General features: G+C 33.4%; 18 protein-coding genes. 13 read left to right on the plus strand and 5 right to left on the minus strand.

Translation table 11 applies throughout. The features are described from left to right. Nucleotides 1–120: 120 nt before the first annotated feature. The 4 genes from ACFSSE_RS07610 to ACFSSE_RS07625 form a co-directional block, all read right to left on the minus strand. Nucleotides 121–2,637 carry a hypothetical protein gene (locus ACFSSE_RS07610; RefSeq protein WP_379043174.1) on the minus strand — a complete coding sequence of 839 codons (2,517 nt, stop codon included), beginning with the start codon at nt 2,635–2,637 and terminating at the stop codon, nt 121–123. A 27-nt stretch (nt 2,638–2,664) separates the two neighbouring features. Further along, on the minus strand, nt 2,665–3,180 hold the full coding sequence (locus ACFSSE_RS07615; protein ID WP_379043177.1) for a DUF6252 family protein: 516 nt from the start codon (nt 3,178–3,180) through the stop codon (nt 2,665–2,667). Nucleotides 3,181–3,516: 336 nt separating this feature from the next. Continuing rightward, a complete protein-coding gene (locus ACFSSE_RS07620; protein ID WP_379043179.1) occupies nt 3,517–4,071 on the minus strand; it encodes an REP-associated tyrosine transposase in 555 nt (184 codons plus the stop codon). A 128-nt stretch (nt 4,072–4,199) separates the two neighbouring features. Beyond that, entirely contained in the window at nt 4,200–4,793 is a 594-nt protein-coding gene (locus ACFSSE_RS07625; protein WP_379043181.1) for a hypothetical protein, read from the minus strand. A gap of 262 nt (nt 4,794–5,055) precedes the next feature. On the opposite strand from ACFSSE_RS07625, the gene ACFSSE_RS07630 reads away from it, so the two are divergent. From ACFSSE_RS07630 to ACFSSE_RS07665, 8 genes are all read left to right on the plus strand, one after another. Continuing rightward, a complete protein-coding gene (locus ACFSSE_RS07630; protein ID WP_379043184.1) occupies nt 5,056–6,087 on the plus strand; it encodes a YncE family protein in 1,032 nt (343 codons plus the stop codon). 134 nt (nt 6,088–6,221) lie between these two features. After that, nucleotides 6,222–6,650 (plus strand): cytochrome B, encoded by a 429-nt coding sequence (locus tag ACFSSE_RS07635; protein WP_379043187.1) that lies wholly within the window; start codon nt 6,222–6,224, stop codon nt 6,648–6,650. Between the two features lie 238 nt (nt 6,651–6,888). Further along, complete coding sequence (locus tag ACFSSE_RS07640) at nt 6,889–8,301, plus strand: anthranilate synthase component I family protein (protein WP_379043190.1); 1,413 nt, start codon at nt 6,889–6,891, stop codon at nt 8,299–8,301. A 150-nt stretch (nt 8,302–8,451) separates the two neighbouring features. Continuing rightward, nucleotides 8,452–9,018 carry an anthranilate synthase component II gene (locus ACFSSE_RS07645; protein ID WP_379043193.1) on the plus strand — a complete coding sequence of 189 codons (567 nt, stop codon included), beginning with the start codon at nt 8,452–8,454 and terminating at the stop codon, nt 9,016–9,018. A 106-nt stretch (nt 9,019–9,124) separates the two neighbouring features. Beyond that, nucleotides 9,125–9,907 (plus strand): indole-3-glycerol phosphate synthase TrpC, encoded by a 783-nt coding sequence (trpC, locus tag ACFSSE_RS07650; protein ID WP_379043196.1) that lies wholly within the window; start codon nt 9,125–9,127, stop codon nt 9,905–9,907. Nucleotides 9,908–10,210: 303 nt separating this feature from the next. After that, the gene (locus ACFSSE_RS07655) at nt 10,211–11,359 is read left to right on the plus strand and encodes a DNA polymerase III subunit (RefSeq protein WP_379043199.1); all 1,149 of its coding nucleotides are present in this window, start codon (nt 10,211–10,213) and stop codon (nt 11,357–11,359) included. Between the two features lie 3 nt (nt 11,360–11,362). Continuing rightward, nucleotides 11,363–12,685, plus strand: coding sequence for a PSP1 domain-containing protein (locus tag ACFSSE_RS07660; protein ID WP_379043202.1), 1,323 nt, complete (start codon nt 11,363–11,365; stop codon nt 12,683–12,685). Next, nucleotides 12,685–13,158: a gliding motility lipoprotein GldH gene (locus ACFSSE_RS07665; protein WP_379043205.1), complete on the plus strand. Its 474-nt coding sequence runs from the start codon at nt 12,685–12,687 to the stop codon at nt 13,156–13,158. Before ACFSSE_RS07660 ends, ACFSSE_RS07665 begins: the two co-directional genes overlap by 1 nt. A gap of 66 nt (nt 13,159–13,224) precedes the next feature. Here the strand turns inward: ACFSSE_RS07665 and ACFSSE_RS07670 are convergent, their stop codons facing one another. After that, nucleotides 13,225–14,463, minus strand: coding sequence for a 3-deoxy-D-manno-octulosonic acid transferase (locus ACFSSE_RS07670; RefSeq protein WP_379043208.1), 1,239 nt, complete (start codon nt 14,461–14,463; stop codon nt 13,225–13,227). Between the two features lie 64 nt (nt 14,464–14,527). Between ACFSSE_RS07670 and ACFSSE_RS07675 the strand changes: the two genes are divergently transcribed. From ACFSSE_RS07675 to ACFSSE_RS07695, 5 genes are all read left to right on the plus strand, one after another. After that, nucleotides 14,528–15,841, plus strand: a complete 1,314-nt coding sequence (locus tag ACFSSE_RS07675) for a UDP-glucose dehydrogenase family protein (RefSeq protein ID WP_379043211.1) — start codon at nt 14,528–14,530, stop codon at nt 15,839–15,841. Between the two features lies 1 nt (nt 15,842). After that, nucleotides 15,843–16,832: a UDP-glucuronic acid decarboxylase family protein gene (locus ACFSSE_RS07680; RefSeq protein WP_379043214.1), complete on the plus strand. Its 990-nt coding sequence runs from the start codon at nt 15,843–15,845 to the stop codon at nt 16,830–16,832. Nucleotides 16,833–16,834: 2 nt separating this feature from the next. Beyond that, the gene (gene galE, locus ACFSSE_RS07685) at nt 16,835–17,863 is read left to right on the plus strand and encodes a UDP-glucose 4-epimerase GalE (protein ID WP_379043217.1); all 1,029 of its coding nucleotides are present in this window, start codon (nt 16,835–16,837) and stop codon (nt 17,861–17,863) included. 151 nt (nt 17,864–18,014) lie between these two features. Continuing rightward, nucleotides 18,015–19,067: a dTDP-glucose 4,6-dehydratase gene (gene rfbB, locus ACFSSE_RS07690; protein WP_379043220.1), complete on the plus strand. Its 1,053-nt coding sequence runs from the start codon at nt 18,015–18,017 to the stop codon at nt 19,065–19,067. Beyond that, on the plus strand, nt 19,068–19,811 hold the full coding sequence (locus tag ACFSSE_RS07695; protein ID WP_379043223.1) for a tyrosine-protein phosphatase: 744 nt from the start codon (nt 19,068–19,070) through the stop codon (nt 19,809–19,811). It begins immediately after the preceding gene. The last annotated feature ends 169 nt before the right edge of the window (nt 19,812–19,980 follow it).

Here is a 19,980-nt window from a genome sequence, read left to right on the forward strand (position 1 = left end):
ATTAGTTTCTATTGTAAATGAGTTGCCACTACTATTATTAGAACACCAATATGGACTTTGATTATCCGAGTTTGTAAAGCTTGGCATACCTAAAGAGGGAGCACCAACATTAATGGTTCTTTAGGGTAAATTGAAATTTCCACAAATACCACCAACTGTTGCGCTTAATTGCACATTGCCATTCCCTGCTTTTGTTAATGTTGCGCTATTACCAGATGTAGTTAAATTCACTAAACCACTACCAAGGCTAACATTCCAATTTACTGTTGCACCTGCTGGTAAATTGGGGATAGTATAGGTTTCTGATGAATTACAGAATTGGGCTGGGCCTTGGATTAAATTTGATGGATTACAGAATATTGCACAATTACTAGGTGTATTTGTATTTCCTTGCAATTCTTTTAATAAAAAACCACCATTTCTGGGAGTAAATGTAACATGGTCTTCATTATTGTTACCTCCACTATTCGTATTTCCAACTGCTGTAACAAAACTAGAAAAAGAAGTATTGTATGGACTTGCAGGCGGATTATTAATACTATATGCTGCATATAATTGCGGTGTGCCAATGGTTGTGTTTCCTGAACCAATATCTAACGCACTCACTGTTGGGATATAACCGAACCCGCCAACTTGTACCAATGTAGCAAAATCTGTAGGAATGCCTAGAGATGAAGCATTAGAAAAACTTGCTCTTCCTCCGGGGGCAGAATCTAGTGGTAACATGTAGGATTGTGCATTAACACTTCTATTGGTAATATTTGCATAAACATTAAATAAGCCCAGTACTTTTCTTTTTATACCAACCCTTCCCTTGTAAATTCTATCTGTGGTATGGTCAGGTAGTGCTTTTGCATTAAATTCTATTTCAAAACTTGACTTTGTTGATATAATAGCCAAGGGGGCATATAACCCTATTAAAGGTTTATTGCTAAATAAACCACCAATTACCTGAATCCAGGATGAAGCAGCATCAAAAACATAAGGTATTGATGTACTTGAAGTTTGAGAAAAAATAGTAGTTAAAGGAGCATATCCTTGCCCAGTACCGCATTCTGAACCGTTACTGATGGCGATATTTCTACATAATGTTGGGCTGCCCAGTGAGCTGTAAGAACTATAAAATGAGTTATGAGCAGAATTATTTATAGGCAGATTATTTCCGCTACCAATATAATAAGTTAATAATTGTTTAGTTGCTGGCGCATCCAATACTGCTTTTCCAATATCCAAACCTTCAAATGCATCTTTAAATTTAAAAAGCGGTAGCGCACCCCAAAATAAAGAGAACTCTGCATTGTTAAGGTGTTTAATCAATGCCTGTAAGCTTACAGGGAAGTTAGCTCCTTGATGAGGACCATCCATACTTAAGTACAGCCTGGTATCATGTGTAATGTTATTAATTTCCATCGTTCGCAATGCATGGCGAGCAATTACCGCCCCCATACTCAAACCCATCACAACATTTTGAGTAGTTGTAGTTTTATTATTGTTTACCCAAGTAATAGCAGCTTGTGTTAAAGCACTGTTATTTTCTAAAAAATCAGCAGCATCTTCAAAATCAATAAAAATGATGTCATAACTTAATAAATCCAAAGAATCTCTTAGGTTACCAGTAAGAAATAAATTAGTATTTAAACTGTTATTCAAAAAACGATCTACATTAAAGTTTGCATTTGGATTATTAGGTGTTGTTATTCTCCAAAAATCAATTCCTTCTACTACAATTAAAGGTTTTTGAATGGTATTACTGGTGTTAGTATCGCTTAATCTTATCTGAAGTGTGGCGGCTTTAATACCCATAGAAGTATTTGAAGTAATAACAGTGTCTAAACCGTTATTCGGGTAAGACCTATTATCACCACCGCCAGGAGTAAAGATTTCTTGTTCATATTCAACATAAACCCTGCTATGCCCTTGGTATATACTATTATCAGTGTAAGTAACTTCATAATTAAAAATTTTATAGCCAGTGCTGTTATATTGCGTGTTAAACGGTATATCCATTTGTACAGTTCGCCAACCTTGACCATCACCCAAATCTATTTTCAAAGTGCTAATGGTTTTACCTGTATTGCCAAACGTTAAGCTGCTTTTAAAAGTAAAGCTTGCATAACCATTAATTGCTTTAATATAATCCATTCCGGCGGCTATGGCAAAAGCGGTTTTAGTAAGGTAAGGGCTTTGTGTTCTATTAGTTACATCATATAATTGCTCGTTAACGGCATACATTAAATTGGCGGTAAGCGCATCATCTCCTAAAACTTGATAATTATAATTAAGAACTGTAAATGGAATTGGTAACACATTAGAAATAGCTGCTTTTAAGGTGGCGTTAAAAGTAGGGAAGTCGGTTAAGTTAATGTTATTGTTAAATTTGGCGGTATAAAGTGATGCGTAAACACTACGCCATGTATTCATGTTCACATAATTACTATCATGTACACTTGTTAATCCTGTGTAATTATCCATGTTCACAAATTCACTACCACAATCCATTAATAATCCCGTATTTACATGGCTAGCATCCACATGTTGGAAAATATATTGGATCCGTTGTGCAAAATCATTTGGGGTATCTTGAGCAAACAAATAGCTAGTAATTATCAAAAAAGGTAAGAGTAAAATTTTCTTCATAGTTTCAAATTTTAAGGTAACTTATTTTTAGTTAGTATATTTAACATCAAATCTTCCATCTGTTATTACAACTTCAATTCCATTTTTATTTTTTGCCTTGAAATTTAAGACTCCAGATATAATATTCAATTGTTTATTGTAGGTTTTTATAATTATGACTCCACTATAACTCTTATAAATGTCTCCAGAAACAGAGTATTCAGCACTATTCTCCATAATTAATTCGTAGGTGCCAGTTTGCGCTAAATTCCGTACCCCAATCACTATATTTTCATTATCTCTTCCAATTTTTAAATTTAAAATATCAAATTGAATGGTTGTGCTTAACGCTGGCGCAGATAAAGAGCTTGACTTCGGTAGCCAAACCTCCCCATTTACTAAACAGCCAAAAGTTCCTTTGCCTGTTTGAGTTTCTGCTGGTAAAACATCTTCTTTTGTTGTTTCTGTTGTTTTTTTACAATGCATACCTGTAAAAAGCAGGAAGCTCAAGGCTAAAAGCCAAAAGCATAAGTTTTGAAGTTTTAAGTGTTTTTGTTTTTTCATAATATTTTGTTTTATAGATGATACGATAGAAGAAGAATTAAAGATACAATTTATTGTGAATTAGTAGATTAAGTTTTTGTTAATAAAAATAATAAACTTCTAATTAAAAGTAGATTACAACAATTTATACAGGCCCTTTAATGGTTAAGTATTGCTCAATGTTTTATTTTGAATCACACAAACAGGCATTCATTTTTAAATCAAAACGGCCGTTTTTTAGAATAATTTGTTTACCTGTACCATTTTGATTTTCAGAAAGTATAAATTCAAACTCCTACTCTAGCGCAAGTCTTAGCGGGCTTGCTTGAGCCAAAGCCTGACTTGTGCTTATAAATATTATTGCAGTACATCTATTTCTATTAATCCGTTACCTTCCTGATAATCCCTTGCACTACTGTATAAATAATCTTCTGCTTTCTCAACTATTCCTGCTTCAATCGGATTATTATGTATATAATTTAATCTTTGGGCAAACATATCGCTATGTGCATCTAATTCTATAGGATGGTTGTCCTGTCTCCAAAACTGGTAATTTGTATTGTTGCTGTTTTCCTTACCAGCTTTTGCAAATAAGTACATCATCCATTCTTTTCTGCTTTCATTCTTACTTTCCCTTATTTCCTTTAATATTTTATATGATGTGTATTTTTTTAAATCCCGCATCACATCTGCCAATTTTCCTTCTGTTCTGCTACTGATTATTAGATGAACATGGTTACTCATTAACACCCAAGCATGTATATTTAAACGTTTTTCTTTTCTGCAATAAACTAGACTTTCTAAAAATAGATCTCTATAAACTTGTCTTGTAAAAACATCTATCCAACCTACTACTGCAAAACTTACAAAGTAAATCCCTGTATTATTATTGAATTTATATTTTGTACTCATCTATCAATCTATTCTTTATACAATGTATGTCTAAAGCACAAGTCACCCACTTCCTTTTTTCCAACGCTCATAAGACTTGCGCTAGATAGGGGTATTTTTAATATGGTAATAAACAGTTTTGTTTAATTTTAATCACACAAACAAACATTCATTTTTAAATCAAAACGCCCGTTTTTTAGAATAATTTGTTTGCCTGTACCATTTTGATTTTCAGAAAGTATAAATTCAAACTCTCCAGAAATAATTTCTTTATCGGTATCCAATTTTGAGATGATAAATTTGCTTCCTTTTAGAATTCTTACATAGCTATTGCTGGCTTCATTTATTTTATCGCCTGAGAAAAATACATCTATCGAATCTATCTTATCTCCTGTAGAAGTAATTGTGCTTCCGAACGTTGAGATACTTAAAAACGATTTTTTGTTTACCTTATCTACTTCTCTCCCAAAATATAAGTATAAACCACCTTCATCAACCTGATTATATACATTTCTAGAATTTGTGCCTCCATAACTTACAGCCATTTTCTTACAGGCTTTACTTAACCATAAACCGCATTTTGCATAAGGCACCCAAACTTCATTGTTAAGTATAAAACCTACGGTATTTTTTCCTTCTTGGGTAGCAGCAGGTAATACTGCATTTTTTGTAGGGTCTTTTTTACAGGAGTTAAAGGCAAGTGCTGCTGCAATTAATAAGGTAAAAAGCTTGAGATTTTTCATTGTTTTTTATTTAGTAGTTGTTGTGACTTGTTTTTAAGCTGTACGATGTTAATGTAATTAAAGATACAATTTATTGTTAATTAGTAGATTAAGTTTTTGTTGACAAAAGCGATTAACTTCTAATTAAAAGCAGATTACAACAATTTATACAGGCGCTTGTGTAAATTTTTTGTTCATACAAAAATCTAAATCTTTTGATACTTCGTAAATGCTATCAATTAACTCAAATAAATAATACAAAAACTTAAGAAAACTCAAAATCATGAAAAAAAACACAACAAATTATATCAAAAAAGCACTAGGTGCTACTTTGTTATCAGCATTAATTTTTACGGCTTGTAAAAAGAACGACACAGATCCAATTGCAAATCCGGTTTCACGCCTTTTTGTATCTAACGCAGATTTAACAAATCCTAATTTATCAGTTTATAGTCCAGCAGACGGAGCTACGTTACCTTCACCTATGCAAGTTAACACAAGTGCTCCAGACGGAAATGGAGTAGTTTACGACGCTGCAAGTAATGTAGGATTTCAAGTAAGCAGACAAGATAAAACAATTAAAAAATTCACGGTTTCTAGCACTGGAGAAGTAACGGTAACAGGTTCTTTTGTTGATGCAACTTTAACAAGTGGTAGAGATGCTGCTTATGATGCTGCCAATAAAACCCTTTACGTTGCTAGTAATACCGATAGCAAAATATTTGTTTATGCAAATGCTCCAGCTTTAACTGGAAGCGTTACTGCTAACAAAGTTTTTACTTTAGACGGCCAACCATGGGGATTAGATTTTGCAAACGGTAGCTTAATGGTTTTAATTGATTTAGACAGAAAAGAAATCCAATTATTTAAAAATGTAAACTCTATTGCAACAGGTACAGTAACACCAAGCAATAAAATTACGATACCAGCAGCAACAAGATTACATGGTTTAGTTTACGATGCAGCTTCTGATCTATTATTAGTTACAGAAATTGGTGCAGCAACAGCTTCTCCATTAGCTATTCCTGCTTTTAATGCAGATGGTGGTATTTATATTATTGAAGGTGCAATGGCTAAATTTACAGCTAATGCTGCGGTAACTGCAAACAGAACAATTTTTGGTTCAAATACCATGATGGGAAATCCAGTAGATATTACTTTTGACGCAAGAGCAGGCAAAAAGTTAATTTACGTAGCAGAAAAAGCAAACAAAAAAATATTAGTTTTTAAATTAACTGATAACGGAAATGTAGCCCCAACTACTTCCGCTACAGTAACAACCTTACCTGAGTCTATATTCTTAGACGCAAGATAAGTTTGAGTTTTGTGGGTGAAAGAGGTTGTCTATTATTTAGGCAGCCTCTTTTTTGTTTATAAAACAAAAAAATGTGTAACACATCATTACAACCTATGTAAAGCGTTTGCTATATTTGCTAAAAAACAAACATTATGTACACAGGCTTATTACACCTTCACTCAATTTTAAGATACGTAGTCTTAATACTGGTTTTATTATCAATTTTTCAAGCGTTTGCAGCTGGCAGCAAACCATACACTCCGGCAAATAAAAAAGTAAATTTGTTTGCCTTAATTAGTACGCATATTCAATTATTATTAGGTTTGGTATTATACTTTATTAGCCCTAATGTAGATTTTTCGAGAATGAGCGAACCTACATTTAGATATTGGAATGTGGAACACATTAGTATGATGATTTTAGCAACCATTTTGATAACTATTGGTTATTCAAAATCTAAAAAAGCAGTAGATGCAAAAGCTAAACACAAAGCCATTTACATTTTTTATACCATTGCTATTGTTGTAGTGTTATTAGCCATATTTACCATGAAGGATAGAAATCCTTGGTTTAATATGTAAATACATATTTTAAGAAAAAATCACATTAAATTTTTAAAAGTCGATTTTCTTTATATTTTTGCGACGCAATGAGTAACAATATCAATACAACTAAGTGGTGGTGGCAAGGTAAAAACCAAGCTTCGGCAAGTCTATTTGTATAATTTAAAGAGAATTTAACCCAAACCTAAACAAATACGAGACCCCGACGCTAACCCGTCGGGTTTTTTTTTGACTTAGATTTGTAAAAAATAATAACATGAGTAGTTTTAAACTAAATGTAACCTATAAAAAATTATTAGCAGATACCACGACACCTGTAAGCATTTATTTGCGCTTAAGAGACGTTTTTCCTAATAGTTTATTATTAGAAAGTTCTGATTACCATAGTCGTGAAAACAGCATGAGCTATGTATGTTGCGACCCAGTTGCTGGTATAACTTTAAATAAAGGCAACTTAACCAAAAGCTACCCTAATGATACTAAAGAAGTTTTAGCTGCAAATACTTTTAACCTTACAGATGAGGTTTATAACTTTAGAAAAAACTTTGAAAGCAATGCCGATACCAGTCTAAAGTTTATTACTGATGGATTATTTGGTTACTTTACACATGAAGCGGTTGAATATTTTGAAGATATAAAACTTAAGAAACAGGAAAATAACGAAAGAGAAATCCCCACTTTTCAGTACCATATTTACCGTTATATTATAGCTATTGACCATTTTAAAAATGAACTCTACATCGTTAAAAACGAAACAGAGTTTGAAAAAGACGAAAATGGTTTAGAGAAAATTCAACACCTTATTCAGAATAAAAATTTTCCGGAGTATAAATTTAGCCTACAAGGCGAAGAGACTTCAAACCTAAAAGATGAGGAGTTTATTACCTTGGTAGAAAAAATGAAAAAGCATATTTTTCGTGGAGATGTTTTTCAGATTGTGCCTTCCAGAGCTTTCCAAACCTCTTTTTTAGGTGATGAATTTAATGTTTACAGAGCTTTACGTTCTATAAATCCATCGCCATATTTATTTTATTTTGATTACGGAAGCTTTAAAATATTTGGGTCTTCGCCCGAAGCACAATTAACTATCAAAAAAGGCGTTGCGTCCATTTATCCAATTGCCGGAACTTTTAAACGTTCTGGTAATGATGCCCAGGATAAGATTATTGCCGAAGAATTAGAAAACGACCCAAAAGAATCGGCAGAACATGTGATGTTGGTTGATTTGGCCCGCAACGATTTAAGCCGTCATTGTACCCAAGTAAAAGTTGAAGCTTACAAAGAAGTACAATTTTACTCGCATTTAATCCATTTGGTATCAAAAGTTAGTGGCCAGCTAAAACCGGGTGTAAACCCATTTAAAATTGTTGCTGATACTTTTCCGGCTGGTACTTTAAGTGGTGCGCCTAAATACAGAGCAATGGAATTGATAGACCAATATGAAAAAACTAAGCGTAGTTTTTACAGTGGTGCCATAGGTTTTATGGGTTTCAATGGCGATTTTAACCATGCCATTATGATTCGTTCTTTTTTAAGCAAAGCCAATAAATTGCATTATCAAGCAGGCGCTGGTATTGTTGCAGATTCTGACCCGGTATCGGAATTAAATGAAGTAAACCATAAAATAGCAGCTTTAAGAAACGCTCTGAAACAAGCAGAGGAAATTTGAATTTAAGAAGGTGAGAGGCATAGGGTTTAGGGTGTAAGGGAATTGCATTCGTTTAAAACTATCCCTCTCAAAAAATGGATAAAATATTTAGGTTGATAATATAATAAGGCCTTAAACCTTACACCATCGACCTTTAAACCATAAAACAAAATGAAAATATTAGTTATAGATAATTACGATTCTTTTACCTACAATTTGGTTCACTTATTAAATGAATTAGGTCACGAGGCAGAAGTTTGGAGAAATGATAAATTCAAATTAGAAGATGTAAATGCTTTTGATAAAATTTTACTTTCACCAGGGCCAGGAATACCTTCAGAAGCAGGTTTATTATTAGAAGTGATTAAAACCTATTCTCCCACAAAAAGCATATTAGGGGTTTGTTTAGGTCAGCAAGCTATTGCCGAAGTTTTTGGTGGCGAGCTTTATAATTTAGAAAAACCTGTACATGGCACAGCAACCAATATTGTAATTACAGATGCTGAGGAAGTAATATTTAAAGGTTTAGAAAATGGTTTCAAAATTGGCAGATACCACTCTTGGGCGGTAAAGTCAGAAAACTTACCAGATGAATTATTGATTACTGCAACAGATGAAAAAGGAGTGATGATGGCTTTGCGTCACCGTAGTTTAGATGTGCGTGGCGTACAATTTCACCCAGAATCGGTATTAACCGAATATGGTAAAGAAATGATTGCTAATTGGCTGGAAAATTAGGTAAAAGGTTTAGGGTAGAAGGTTTAAGGCGTATATAGAGCGCATAACCTTTTGCCATTTTAAAATACCTTAAACCCTTAACCTTATACCCTCAACCTCAAAAAAGATGAACATCCTAGATAAAATAGTTGCCCGTAAAAAAGAAGAAGTAGCATCAGCAAAAGCTAAAACCTCTATTAAAGCATTAGAGTTTTTCCCTGCATTTAAAAGAGATACTTATAGCTTAAAAAGCTTTTTAACCGATCCAAATAAATCGGGGATAATTGCTGAGTTTAAAAGGAAATCGCCTTCAAAAGGAATTATAAACGACAAAGTTACGGTTGAAGAAGTAACCACAGGTTATGCAAAAGCAGGTGCTTCTGCCCTATCTGTTTTAACAGATCATGATTTTTTTATGGGGCATGAGGACGATGTAATTGCTGCCCGTAAAGTAAATGACATTCCAATTTTACGCAAAGATTTTATGGTAGATGAATATCAGATTGTGGAGGCCAAAGCCATTGGTGCTGATATTGTTTTACTAATTGCAGCTTGCCTAACTCCAGATGAAATTTTAAGCTTTGCAAAACTGGCTAAATCTTTAGGATTAAGCACACTTTTGGAAGTACACAACCGCGAAGAATTAGACAGAAGTTTAAACCCATATTTAGATGTAGTTGGCGTTAATAACAGAAATTTGAAAGATTTTTCTGTTAGTATTGAAACCTCTATAAGTTTGTCAGAAGTGATTCCGTCAGAATTTTTAAAAATTTCTGAAAGTGCAATAAGTGATACAGGAACTATCAAATTATTAAAATCTCATGGTTTTAATGGTTTTTTAATTGGAGAAAACTTTATGCGTAGTACAAACCCTGGTTTAGCTATGGCTGAGTTTGTGAAAGGGATTTAAGAAAAATAATTCTTTAAAAAACTGATATCCAAGTAGGGCATCTCTTTTCGAGAATCCTACTTTGTTTTTTTGTCCAAGCAGGGTCTCTCTTTTCGAGGACCCTGCTTTATTTTTGCGTTAATGATTGAAGCGACATCCTTTTGGTTTTTCCTTCGACTCCGCTCAGGATGACAGCCAAAAGATTTAGTGTTATCTGCTGGCGGAAAAAACGCCCAAATTAATTTCCTTTAATTCATTCCTGAAAATTAACCAACTTAAAAAATAGCCACGCACTAAAACAACAAATTTTCTTATTTTGCAAACATGCAATTTAAAGACATTGTAGGGCAAGAAGCGGTAAAAAAACATCTCATACAAACAGTTAAAGATGAACGTATTAGTCATGCACAGCTATTTTTAGGTCCGGAAGGTTCTGGAAGTTTAGTTTTGGCATTGGCTTATGCGCAATATATTAGTTGCGAAAACAAAGAAGAAAAAGATTCTTGTGGGCTATGTTCATCTTGTCGTAAATACAACAAATTGGTTCACCCCGATTTACATTTCTCGTACCCGTTTTTTGCTAAACATAAAGAAGATACAGCACTTACTTTTATTGAAGAATGGCGTAAGGCATTTTTAGCGAACCCTTATTTAGGTTTAGATGAATGGCGGGAGCAACTCAGTGCTGATAATAAACAAGCAAATATTAATATTGCCGAAGCACATAGCATCATTAGTAAACTAAGTTTAAAACCCTTCGAATCTGAGTATAAAGTCTTGATACTTTGGCTGCCAGAATATCTTGAAAAAGAAGGAAACGCATTACTAAAGGTAATTGAAGAACCATCGCAAAAAACACTTTTTTTACTGGTAGCGCAAAATCAAGAACAAATACTAAATACCATTATATCCAGAACCCAACTGGTGAAAATACCCAAACTTAAAACTCAAGAAATTGAAGATTATTTATTTAATCATAAAAACATTGAACAAACTAAAGCTAAACAGGTAGCTTATTTAAGCAATGGAAGTTTACAAACCGCGTTACATTTATTAACCCACCAAGAAAATGATTACCATGATATTTTTTTAAATTGGTTAAGAGCTTGTTGGGGAAATAACGGTTTACAAATTGTAACCTATACAGAAGGAGATTTAGCTAAAATGGGACGTGAAAACCAGAAAAACTTTTTGCGTTACGGTATTAATTTAATGCGAGAATGCACTTTATTTATGGCAGAAGCTCCGGGCTTAATTCATATACCAGAAAAAGAGTTAGAATTTATTAGTAAATTTTCGCAGGTTTTGAGTTTGGCAAAAGCTCAAGCCATTGCAAACGAGCTTGAAAAAGCACATTATCATATCGAAAGAAATGCAAATCCTAAAATATTATTTTTAGATGTATCTTTGATATTAGTTAAAATTTTAAAGTTTAATACGCTCCGCCACACGGCGGACTCAATTATATTATAAATTATGGGATGTGGAAGTTGTTCATCGGGCGGGTGTACCCCTGGTGGCTGCAAAAGTAACGGCTCTTGTTTAACAGACGGCGGTTGCAGCAAATTAGATGTTTACGATTGGTTATCTGATATGGATTTACCTTCAAATTTTAAACCTTTTCCTTATGTTGAAATTAGATTTAAAGGAGCAAGAAAAGACTTTTACCGTAACGACGAAAATATATATTTAGAAGCTGGAGAATTAGTGGCAGTTGAAACTACTACTGGTGGATATGACATAGGACATGTTACCCTTACTGGCGAGTTGGTAAGGATGCAGATGAAACGTAAACGCGTTACAGAAGAAAAAGCACCATTAAAAATTTACAGAAAAGCAACAACACAAGATGTAGATAAATGGAAAAATGCGAAAGAAAAAGAATCTGAAACCATGCATAAAGCTAGAACCATAGCTTTAGAATTAGGTTTAGCAATGAAACTTTCTGATGTAGAATACCAAGGAGACAGGTCTAAAGCGACTTTTTATTATACTGCAGAAGGCAGGGTTGATTTTAGGGAATTGATAAAAAAATTAGCAGAATCTTTTAGGGTACGTATAGAAATGCGTCAAATTGGTATGCGCCAAGAAGCTAGTCGTTTAGGAGGAATTGGCTCTTGCGGTCGAGAGCTTTGTTGTAGCACCTGGTTAACTGATTTCAAAACCGTTTCAACATCAGCAGCTAGGTACCAAAATTTATCATTAAACACTTTAAAATTAGCCGGACAATGCGGTAAGTTAAAGTGCTGTTTAAATTATGAGCTAGATACTTACATGGATGCTTTAAAAACTATCCCTAATCATGCTGATCGTTTAAAAACAGAAAAAGGAGAAGCTCGTTTACAAAAAACAGATATTTTTAAACAAATTATGTGGTTTAGTTATTTTGGAGAAGATAACACTTGGATTCCGGTTGAAGTTGATAGAGTGAAAGAAATTCAGGAGATGAATAAAAAAGGTGAGAAACCTGAAGACCTGAGAGACCTTGCATTGATAACGGAAGAGCTTAAAGTGGCAGAAAAATCTTTTGATTATGAAAATGTAGTTGGGCAAGACAGCTTAACCCGTTTAGACGAAAAAGCCCGAAAAAATAAAAACAATACCCGTAATAAAAACAGAAACAAAAATACCAGACCTGAAAAAAGCACAGTAACAACTGAGTCAAAACCACAAAACACTACCGCCGAACCTAAAATAAAGACGTTAGATGGAGTTGCAAGCACACCTGAAAACAGACCAAAAAAGAACAACAGAAATAAAAACAGAAGAAATAACAATAAAAAACCCGATCAAGATTAATGCATTTTTTTAAGCGAATTTTCTTTTTAGGCCTAACATTATCTGTATTACAAGCTTGTAATACAGATAATGTTGTAGTAGATAGTTTTGAAAAAATACCAAAAGAAACTTGGTCTTACATAAACCCTATAAAAGCTTCAGTAACTGTTACGGACAGTACTAAAGCTTATAATATTTATGTTAATTTTAGACATACCTCAGATTATAAGTACGCAAATATTTGGTTGAGATTTCACATTATTGGCCCAAATAAGAAAGATATTCCTTTACGCCAAGAGTTTCAATTAGCAGAAGCAGATGGGAAATGGTTAGGTACTGGTTCTGGTAATTTATACAATTATCAATTGATTTTTAAGGATGGCTATAAATTTCCTGGTAATGGTAAATATACTTTAATAGTGGAGCAAAACATGCGAGACAATCCGCTTAAAGCAATTAGTGATGTTGGCTTGTATGTAGAGTTGGCGAAATAAATAATTCTATAACATTGTAAGCCTTTTGAAATTTAATTTCAAAAGGCTTTTTTATGATTACCGAAATTAATTTTCTGGAAAAACATATTCCATTATAACTTCAGTAGCTCCAATATTTACAGCAACATAATTCTTAGCTTTTAATCCAGCTTCAATTCTAAATTTGGGCTGGTTAATTAGTTTCTCAAAAATTATGTTTAGCTCTTGTTGATTTGCAATAGTAAAGCCTCCGCCATTAGTAATTAAATCTTTAGCTTCCTGAAATTTTTGAAAGTTACTACCAAATACAACTGGCAAACCCCAAGCAGCGGCTTCTAAAGTATTATGTATTCCTACGCCAAAACCACCACCTATGTATGCTATATCGCCATAACTATACAAAGAAGAGAGCATTCCTATATTATCAATAATTATACATTTAATTGCAGAATTTAAGTTTTCTGAACTATTTAATAGTGAAGAATAACGGACCGATTGATCTCCCAAAAGCTTTTCTAAATTCAGAATTTTATCTTCTCCAATTTCGTGAGGTGCAAAAATAATCTTCCAATCGCCATTAAGGTTTTTAATGTAGTTCGCTATTAATTCTTCATCTTGTGGCCAAGTACTGCCCGCAATAATCAATTTATGCTCAGCTTTAAATGCTTCAATTAAAGGAAATTCTTTTTTATTCTTTGCTAAATCTAAAACACTATCAAATCGGGTATCGCCACAAATGGTATAGTTTTTAAAACCAATGCCGTTTAACAAAACGGCTGATTCTTTATTTTGGATAAAAAAGTGCGTCACAAAACTTAAAATTTTTCGGTTAAAGCCTCCATACCATTTAAAAAAAATATGCTTAGGTCTAAATATAGCAGAAGTAACAAAAACAGGAATATTATTTTTATTTAACGTTTTATAAAAGTGATACCAGTATTCGTACTTATTAAAAAATGCAATTTCGGGTTTAAAAAGAGCTATAAAATCTTCGGCATTTTGCTTTGTGTCTAACGGTAAATAGAGAATATAATCTCCTAAATTAGAGTTTTTACGAATCTCGTATCCTGATGGAGAAAAAAAGGTGATGATGATTTGTTTCTGAGGTTGTTGAGTTTTAATAGCTTGTAACAAAGGCTTTCCTTGCTCAAACTCGCCTAATGAAGCAAAATGAAACCATACTTTTGTTGTTGAAGGATTTACAACAAATTTTTGTTGCCAATTTTTTCTGCCAACAAGCCAAAGTTTTGCCTTCTTGTTAAAAAAAGAAAAAAAAACTACCAAGAAGTAGTAAGATTTAATTACAATGTTATAAAAAACAAGCATTTAATAATTTGAATGATTAACTTCGTCAAGTTTAATTAAATTTAATAAAATACCGTAATATAATATGATGATAGCAGTAATTGGGACGGGATATGTGGGTTTAGTAACCGGAACTTGTTTGGCTGAAACTGGAAATAACATTATTTGTGTTGATATTGTTGAAGAAAAAGTAAATAAAATGAAAAGTGGGGTTTTACCCATTTATGAACCAGGTTTAGACATTCTATTTCATAGAAATATAGAACAAGGTAGGTTAAAATTTACTACCAATCTTGCTGAAGCAATTAAAGATGCTCAGATTATCTTTTTAGCCTTGCCAACGCCTCCAGGTGGAGACGGAAAAGCAGATTTAAGCTATGTATTAGGTGCTGCTAAAGATATTGCTGAATTAGTTACAGATTATAAAGTAATTGTTACAAAATCTACCGTACCAGTTGGTACAGCAGATAAAGTTAAAGCTGCATTTGTTGCCAATACTTTAGTTGAAGTTGATGTGGTTTCTAACCCCGAGTTTTTACGCGAGGGTGTAGCTGTAGATGACTTTATGAAGCCTGACCGTGTGGTTGTGGGTACAAGAAGTGAAAGAGCTAAAAAATTAATGGAAGAACTTTATGCACCTTATGTACGTTCTGGAAATCCTGTTATTTTTATGGACGAGCGTTCTTCTGAATTAACCAAATACGCAGCAAACTCTTTTTTGGCAACTAAAATTACTTTCATGAACGAAGTTGCCAACCTTTGCGAACTGGTTGGTGCCGATGTTGATATGGTACGTAAAGGTATTGGTGCTGATGACCGTATTGGTAAAAGATTTTTATTCCCAGGTATTGGTTATGGCGGAAGCTGTTTCCCTAAAGATGTACAGGCCTTGGCTTTATCTTCAAAAGAATACAACTACGATTTTAAAATTTTAGATGCGGTAATGGAAGTTAACCAAACGCAAAAATTAAAAATTGTTGAGAAAATGATGAAATATTACGGTGGAGATGTTAAAGGTAAAAAGTTTGCACTTTGGGGTTTAGCATTTAAACCAGAAACTGACGATATTAGAGAAGCACCAGCATTATATATTATTGATGAATTAACAAAAGCAGGGGCAGAAATTGTGGCTTACGACCCAGAAGGAATGCCAAATGTTAAAAAAATGAAAGGTGATATTTTAGCTTTTGCTGATAGTGCCTATGAAGCTTTAGAAGGTGCTGATGCTTTAATTATCGCTACAGAATGGCAAGCTTTCAGAAATCCAGATTTTAAACAAATTGAAGATAAACTAAAAGCTAAAGTTATTTTTGACGGTAGAAACCTTTACGATTTACACAAAATGATTGATTTAGGTTTTTATTATAACAGTATTGGTAGAGCAGAAGTTAAAGCATAGAATGATGAAAAAAAGAGTATTAATTACAGGAGCAGCAGGATTTTTAGGCTCGCACCTTTGCGATAGATTTATTAAAGAAGGTTACCATGTTATTGCTATGGATAACCTAATTACTGGTGATTTAGCCAATATAGAACATCTTTTTCCTCTTGAAGACTTTGAGTTTCATCATCATGATGTCTCAAACTATGTTCATGTAGCAGGAAATTTAGACTATATCTTACATTTTGCTTCTCCAGCAAGTCCGATTGATTATTTAAAAATTCCAATCCAAACTTTAAAAGTTGGTTCTTTAGGGATTCATAATTTATTAGGTTTAGCCCGAGTTAAAAAAGCAAGATTAATTATTGCTTCAACATCTGAAGTTTATGGCGACCCTAATTGCAACCCACAACCAGAAGAATATTGGGGTAATGTAAACCCAGTTGGTCCACGTGGTGTTTATGATGAAGCCAAACGTTTCCAAGAGGCTATTACCATGGCTTACCATACTTTTCATGGTGTTGAAACCAGAATTGTTAGAATTTTCAATACTTATGGCCCAAGAATGCGTTTAAATGATGGTAGAGTTTTACCAGCATTTATCGGTCAAGCTTTACGTGGGGAAGATTTAACCGTTTTTGGAGACGGTTCTCAAACTCGTTCTTTTTGTTATGTGGATGATTTGGTAGAAGGTATTTACAGGTTGTTATTGTCTGATTATGCGCAACCAGTGAACATCGGAAACCCCGATGAAATTACAATTGGTCAGTTTGCGGAAGAAATTATCAAATTAACAGGCACCAATCAAAAGGTAATTTATAAACCCCTTCCACAAGACGATCCAAAACAACGTCGCCCCGATATTACCAAAGCAATTGCACTCTTAAATTGGGAGCCAAAAGTAAACCGAGCCGAAGGTTTAAAAATCACTTACGAATATTTCAAAACTTTATCTCAAGAACAATTAGATAAAATTGACCATAAAGACTTTACCAATTACAACAAATAAAAATGGGGAATAAAATTTTAGTAACCGGAGGAACAGGATTTATTGGTTCGCACACAGTTGTTGAACTTTATAATGCTGGCTACACTCCAGTTATCGTTGATGATTTGTCAAATTCATCTATCAAAATATTAGATCAAATAGAAAAAATTATTGGTTACAAACCAGAGTTTCATCAGTTTGACTTATGCGACGAAGCTAAAGTTGCAGCTTTCATTCAATCAAATTCAGATATTAAAGGAATTATTCATTTTGCGGCGTTTAAAGCTGTTGGAGAATCCGTTCAAAAACCTTTAGAATATTACAGAAACAACTTTTTTTCTTTAATAAACTTGCTTTCTCAGTATAAAGAAACACCTATTAATTTTGTTTTCTCATCAAGCTGTACAGTTTATGGTCAGCCAGATGTTTTGCCAGTAACAGAAGCTGCTCCGGTAAAAAAAGCAGAATCTCCTTACGGAAACACCAAACAAATTGCTGAGGAAATTTTAGCTGAAACTGCTGCTGTAAATAAAAACTACAACATTGTAGCATTAAGATATTTCAATCCAGTGGGCGCACATGCAACCGCTTTAATTGGTGAATTGCCAATTGGTGTTCCTCAAAACTTAATTCCTTTTGTTACGCAAACAGCTATCGGAAAAAGAGAACAAATTACTGTTTTTGGTGATGATTACGATACTTCTGATGGTAGTTGCGTAAGAGATTATATTCATGTTGTTGATTTAGCCAAGGCACATGTTGCAGCTATAAAACGTATGGAAGCAGGAAAAGCTGAAGATAACTATGAGGTTTTCAATATCGGAACTGGTAAAGGAACTACTGTTTTAGAAATTATCAACGCTTTTGAAAAATCAACAGGAGAAAAATTAAAATACATTATTGGCCCACGCAGAGCTGGCGATATTGAGAAAGTTTACGGCGATGTCACCAAATCATCAGAAGCTTTAGGTTGGAAAACTGAATTAAATGTAGATGACATGATGAAATCTGCATGGGAATGGGAAAAATATATAGCTAAGAATCCTTTTTAATGTAGTTGGTTAGAATTTAGTTGGTTAGTTTGTTAGACCTATAAAACTAACGTATTGATTTTTAATTTAGATATTTTCTTTACTATAATCAGTTCGAAAAAGCCTAACAAACTAACAAACTAACCACCAAACCAACTAACAAACTAAAAACATGAAAATACTCATCACCGGCGGAGCCGGATTTATTGGTTCACACGTTGTAAGACGTTTTGTGAATACTTATCCAAAATACCAGATTGTAAACTTGGATAAACTGACTTACGCGGGAAATCTCGAAAATTTATTGGATGTTGAGAAATCTCCTAATTACAAGTTTGTAAAAGGAGATATTGTTGATGCTGCTTTTATTCAAGATTTATTTGATAAAGAAAATTTTGATGCGGTTATACATTTAGCTGCAGAATCTCACGTAGATCGTTCTATTTCGAATCCTATAGAATTTGTGATGACAAACGTTGTAGGAACTTGCAATTTGTTGAACGCTGCAAAAACAAGCTGGAAAGGAGATTACGACAAAAAACGTTTTTACCATGTTTCTACAGATGAAGTTTATGGCACTTTGGGAGAAGGAACAGAAATGTTTACAGAAGAAACTTCTTACGACCCGCATTCACCATATTCGGCTTCAAAAGCAAGTTCAGATCACTTTGTAAGAGCTTATTTTGACACTTACGGAATGGACTGTGTGATTTCTAATTGCTCTAATAATTATGGTTCATTTCACTTTCCAGAGAAATTGATTCCACTTTCTATTCATAACATCAAACAAAATAAAGCTATCCCGATTTACGGAAAAGGCGAAAATATTAGAGATTGGCTTTGGGTAGAAGATCATGCAAGAGCTATTGATGTAATTTTTCATAAAGCAAAATCTGGTACTACCTACAATATTGGTGGTCATAACGAGTGGACCAATATTGACTTAATCAGAACCTTATGCAAGGTGATGGACAAAAAATTAGGCCGTGAAGAAGGAACTTCTGAAAAACTAATTACTTACGTTACAGATAGAGCTGGCCATGATTTACGTTATGCCATTGATGCCACAAAACTTAAAAACGATTTAGGTTGGGAACCAAGTTTACAATTTGAAGAAGGTTTAGAAAAAACAGTTGATTGGTATTTAGCAAACGAAAACTGGTTAAATAATGTAACTTCTGGTAATTACCAACATTATTACGAAGAGCAATACCAAAACAGATAGATGTTCAATCTTTTTAAAGGAAAGAAAAAAATAGCAGAATTTGATTTTACCAATATCGAGATTGATATGCACTCGCATATTCTTCCCGGTATTGATGATGGCGCTCCAACAATTAAAGAATCTGTAATGATGGTGAAGCGTTTACAAGCGCTTGGTTTTAAAAAGCTAATAGCTACGCCACACATTATGGCCGATTATTACAGAAACACACCAGACACCATTAATAGGGCTTTAGATTTATTAAGGGAAGAATTGAGAATTCAAGAAATTGATATTACTATAGAAGCGGCAGCTGAGTATTATTTAGACGAAACTTTTGAGAATAAAATTAATGCTGGTAATTTGATGACGATGGGAGATAATTATATCCTCTTTGAACTTTCTTACATCAATTATCCAAACAACATTAAAGATATTGTCCAAAAGTTAAATGATAAAGGCTTAAAGCCGATTTTAGCTCACCCAGAAAGGTATCCATACTTATATGGTTCAATAGAAAACTTTTATAAAATTAGAGAGTTTGGTTGCTATTTTCAATTGAACACCATTTCTTTAAGTGGTTATTATGGGAAGCAAACCCAAAAAATAGCCGAAGAATTGGTGGATAATATGATGATAGATTTTATTGGATCTGACATGCACCATTTAAGACATGCAGATGCTTTAGATCAAAGTCTTTTTACTCCTCATTTAAAAACCTTATTTGAAGAAGCTGCTTTGCAGAATGTGATGTTAAGTAAATAGAATTAAAACTCTTAGCCTATTTATTAGCAATTTTCTTTAAAAGTTCAATTTGCTCTTGTTTAAGTTTCAAATTTTTCTTGAGATAGGAAGCTATCAAAATGATAATTGCAAGAGGTAATGCTACTATCAAAATAAAAAGTATAATTATTTCTGAAACTCCGATGTTTAA

Origin of the sequence: Pedobacter alpinus (genome assembly GCF_042684645.1) — a bacterium.
Lineage (GTDB): Bacteria > Bacteroidota > Bacteroidia > Sphingobacteriales > Sphingobacteriaceae > Pseudopedobacter > Pseudopedobacter alpinus.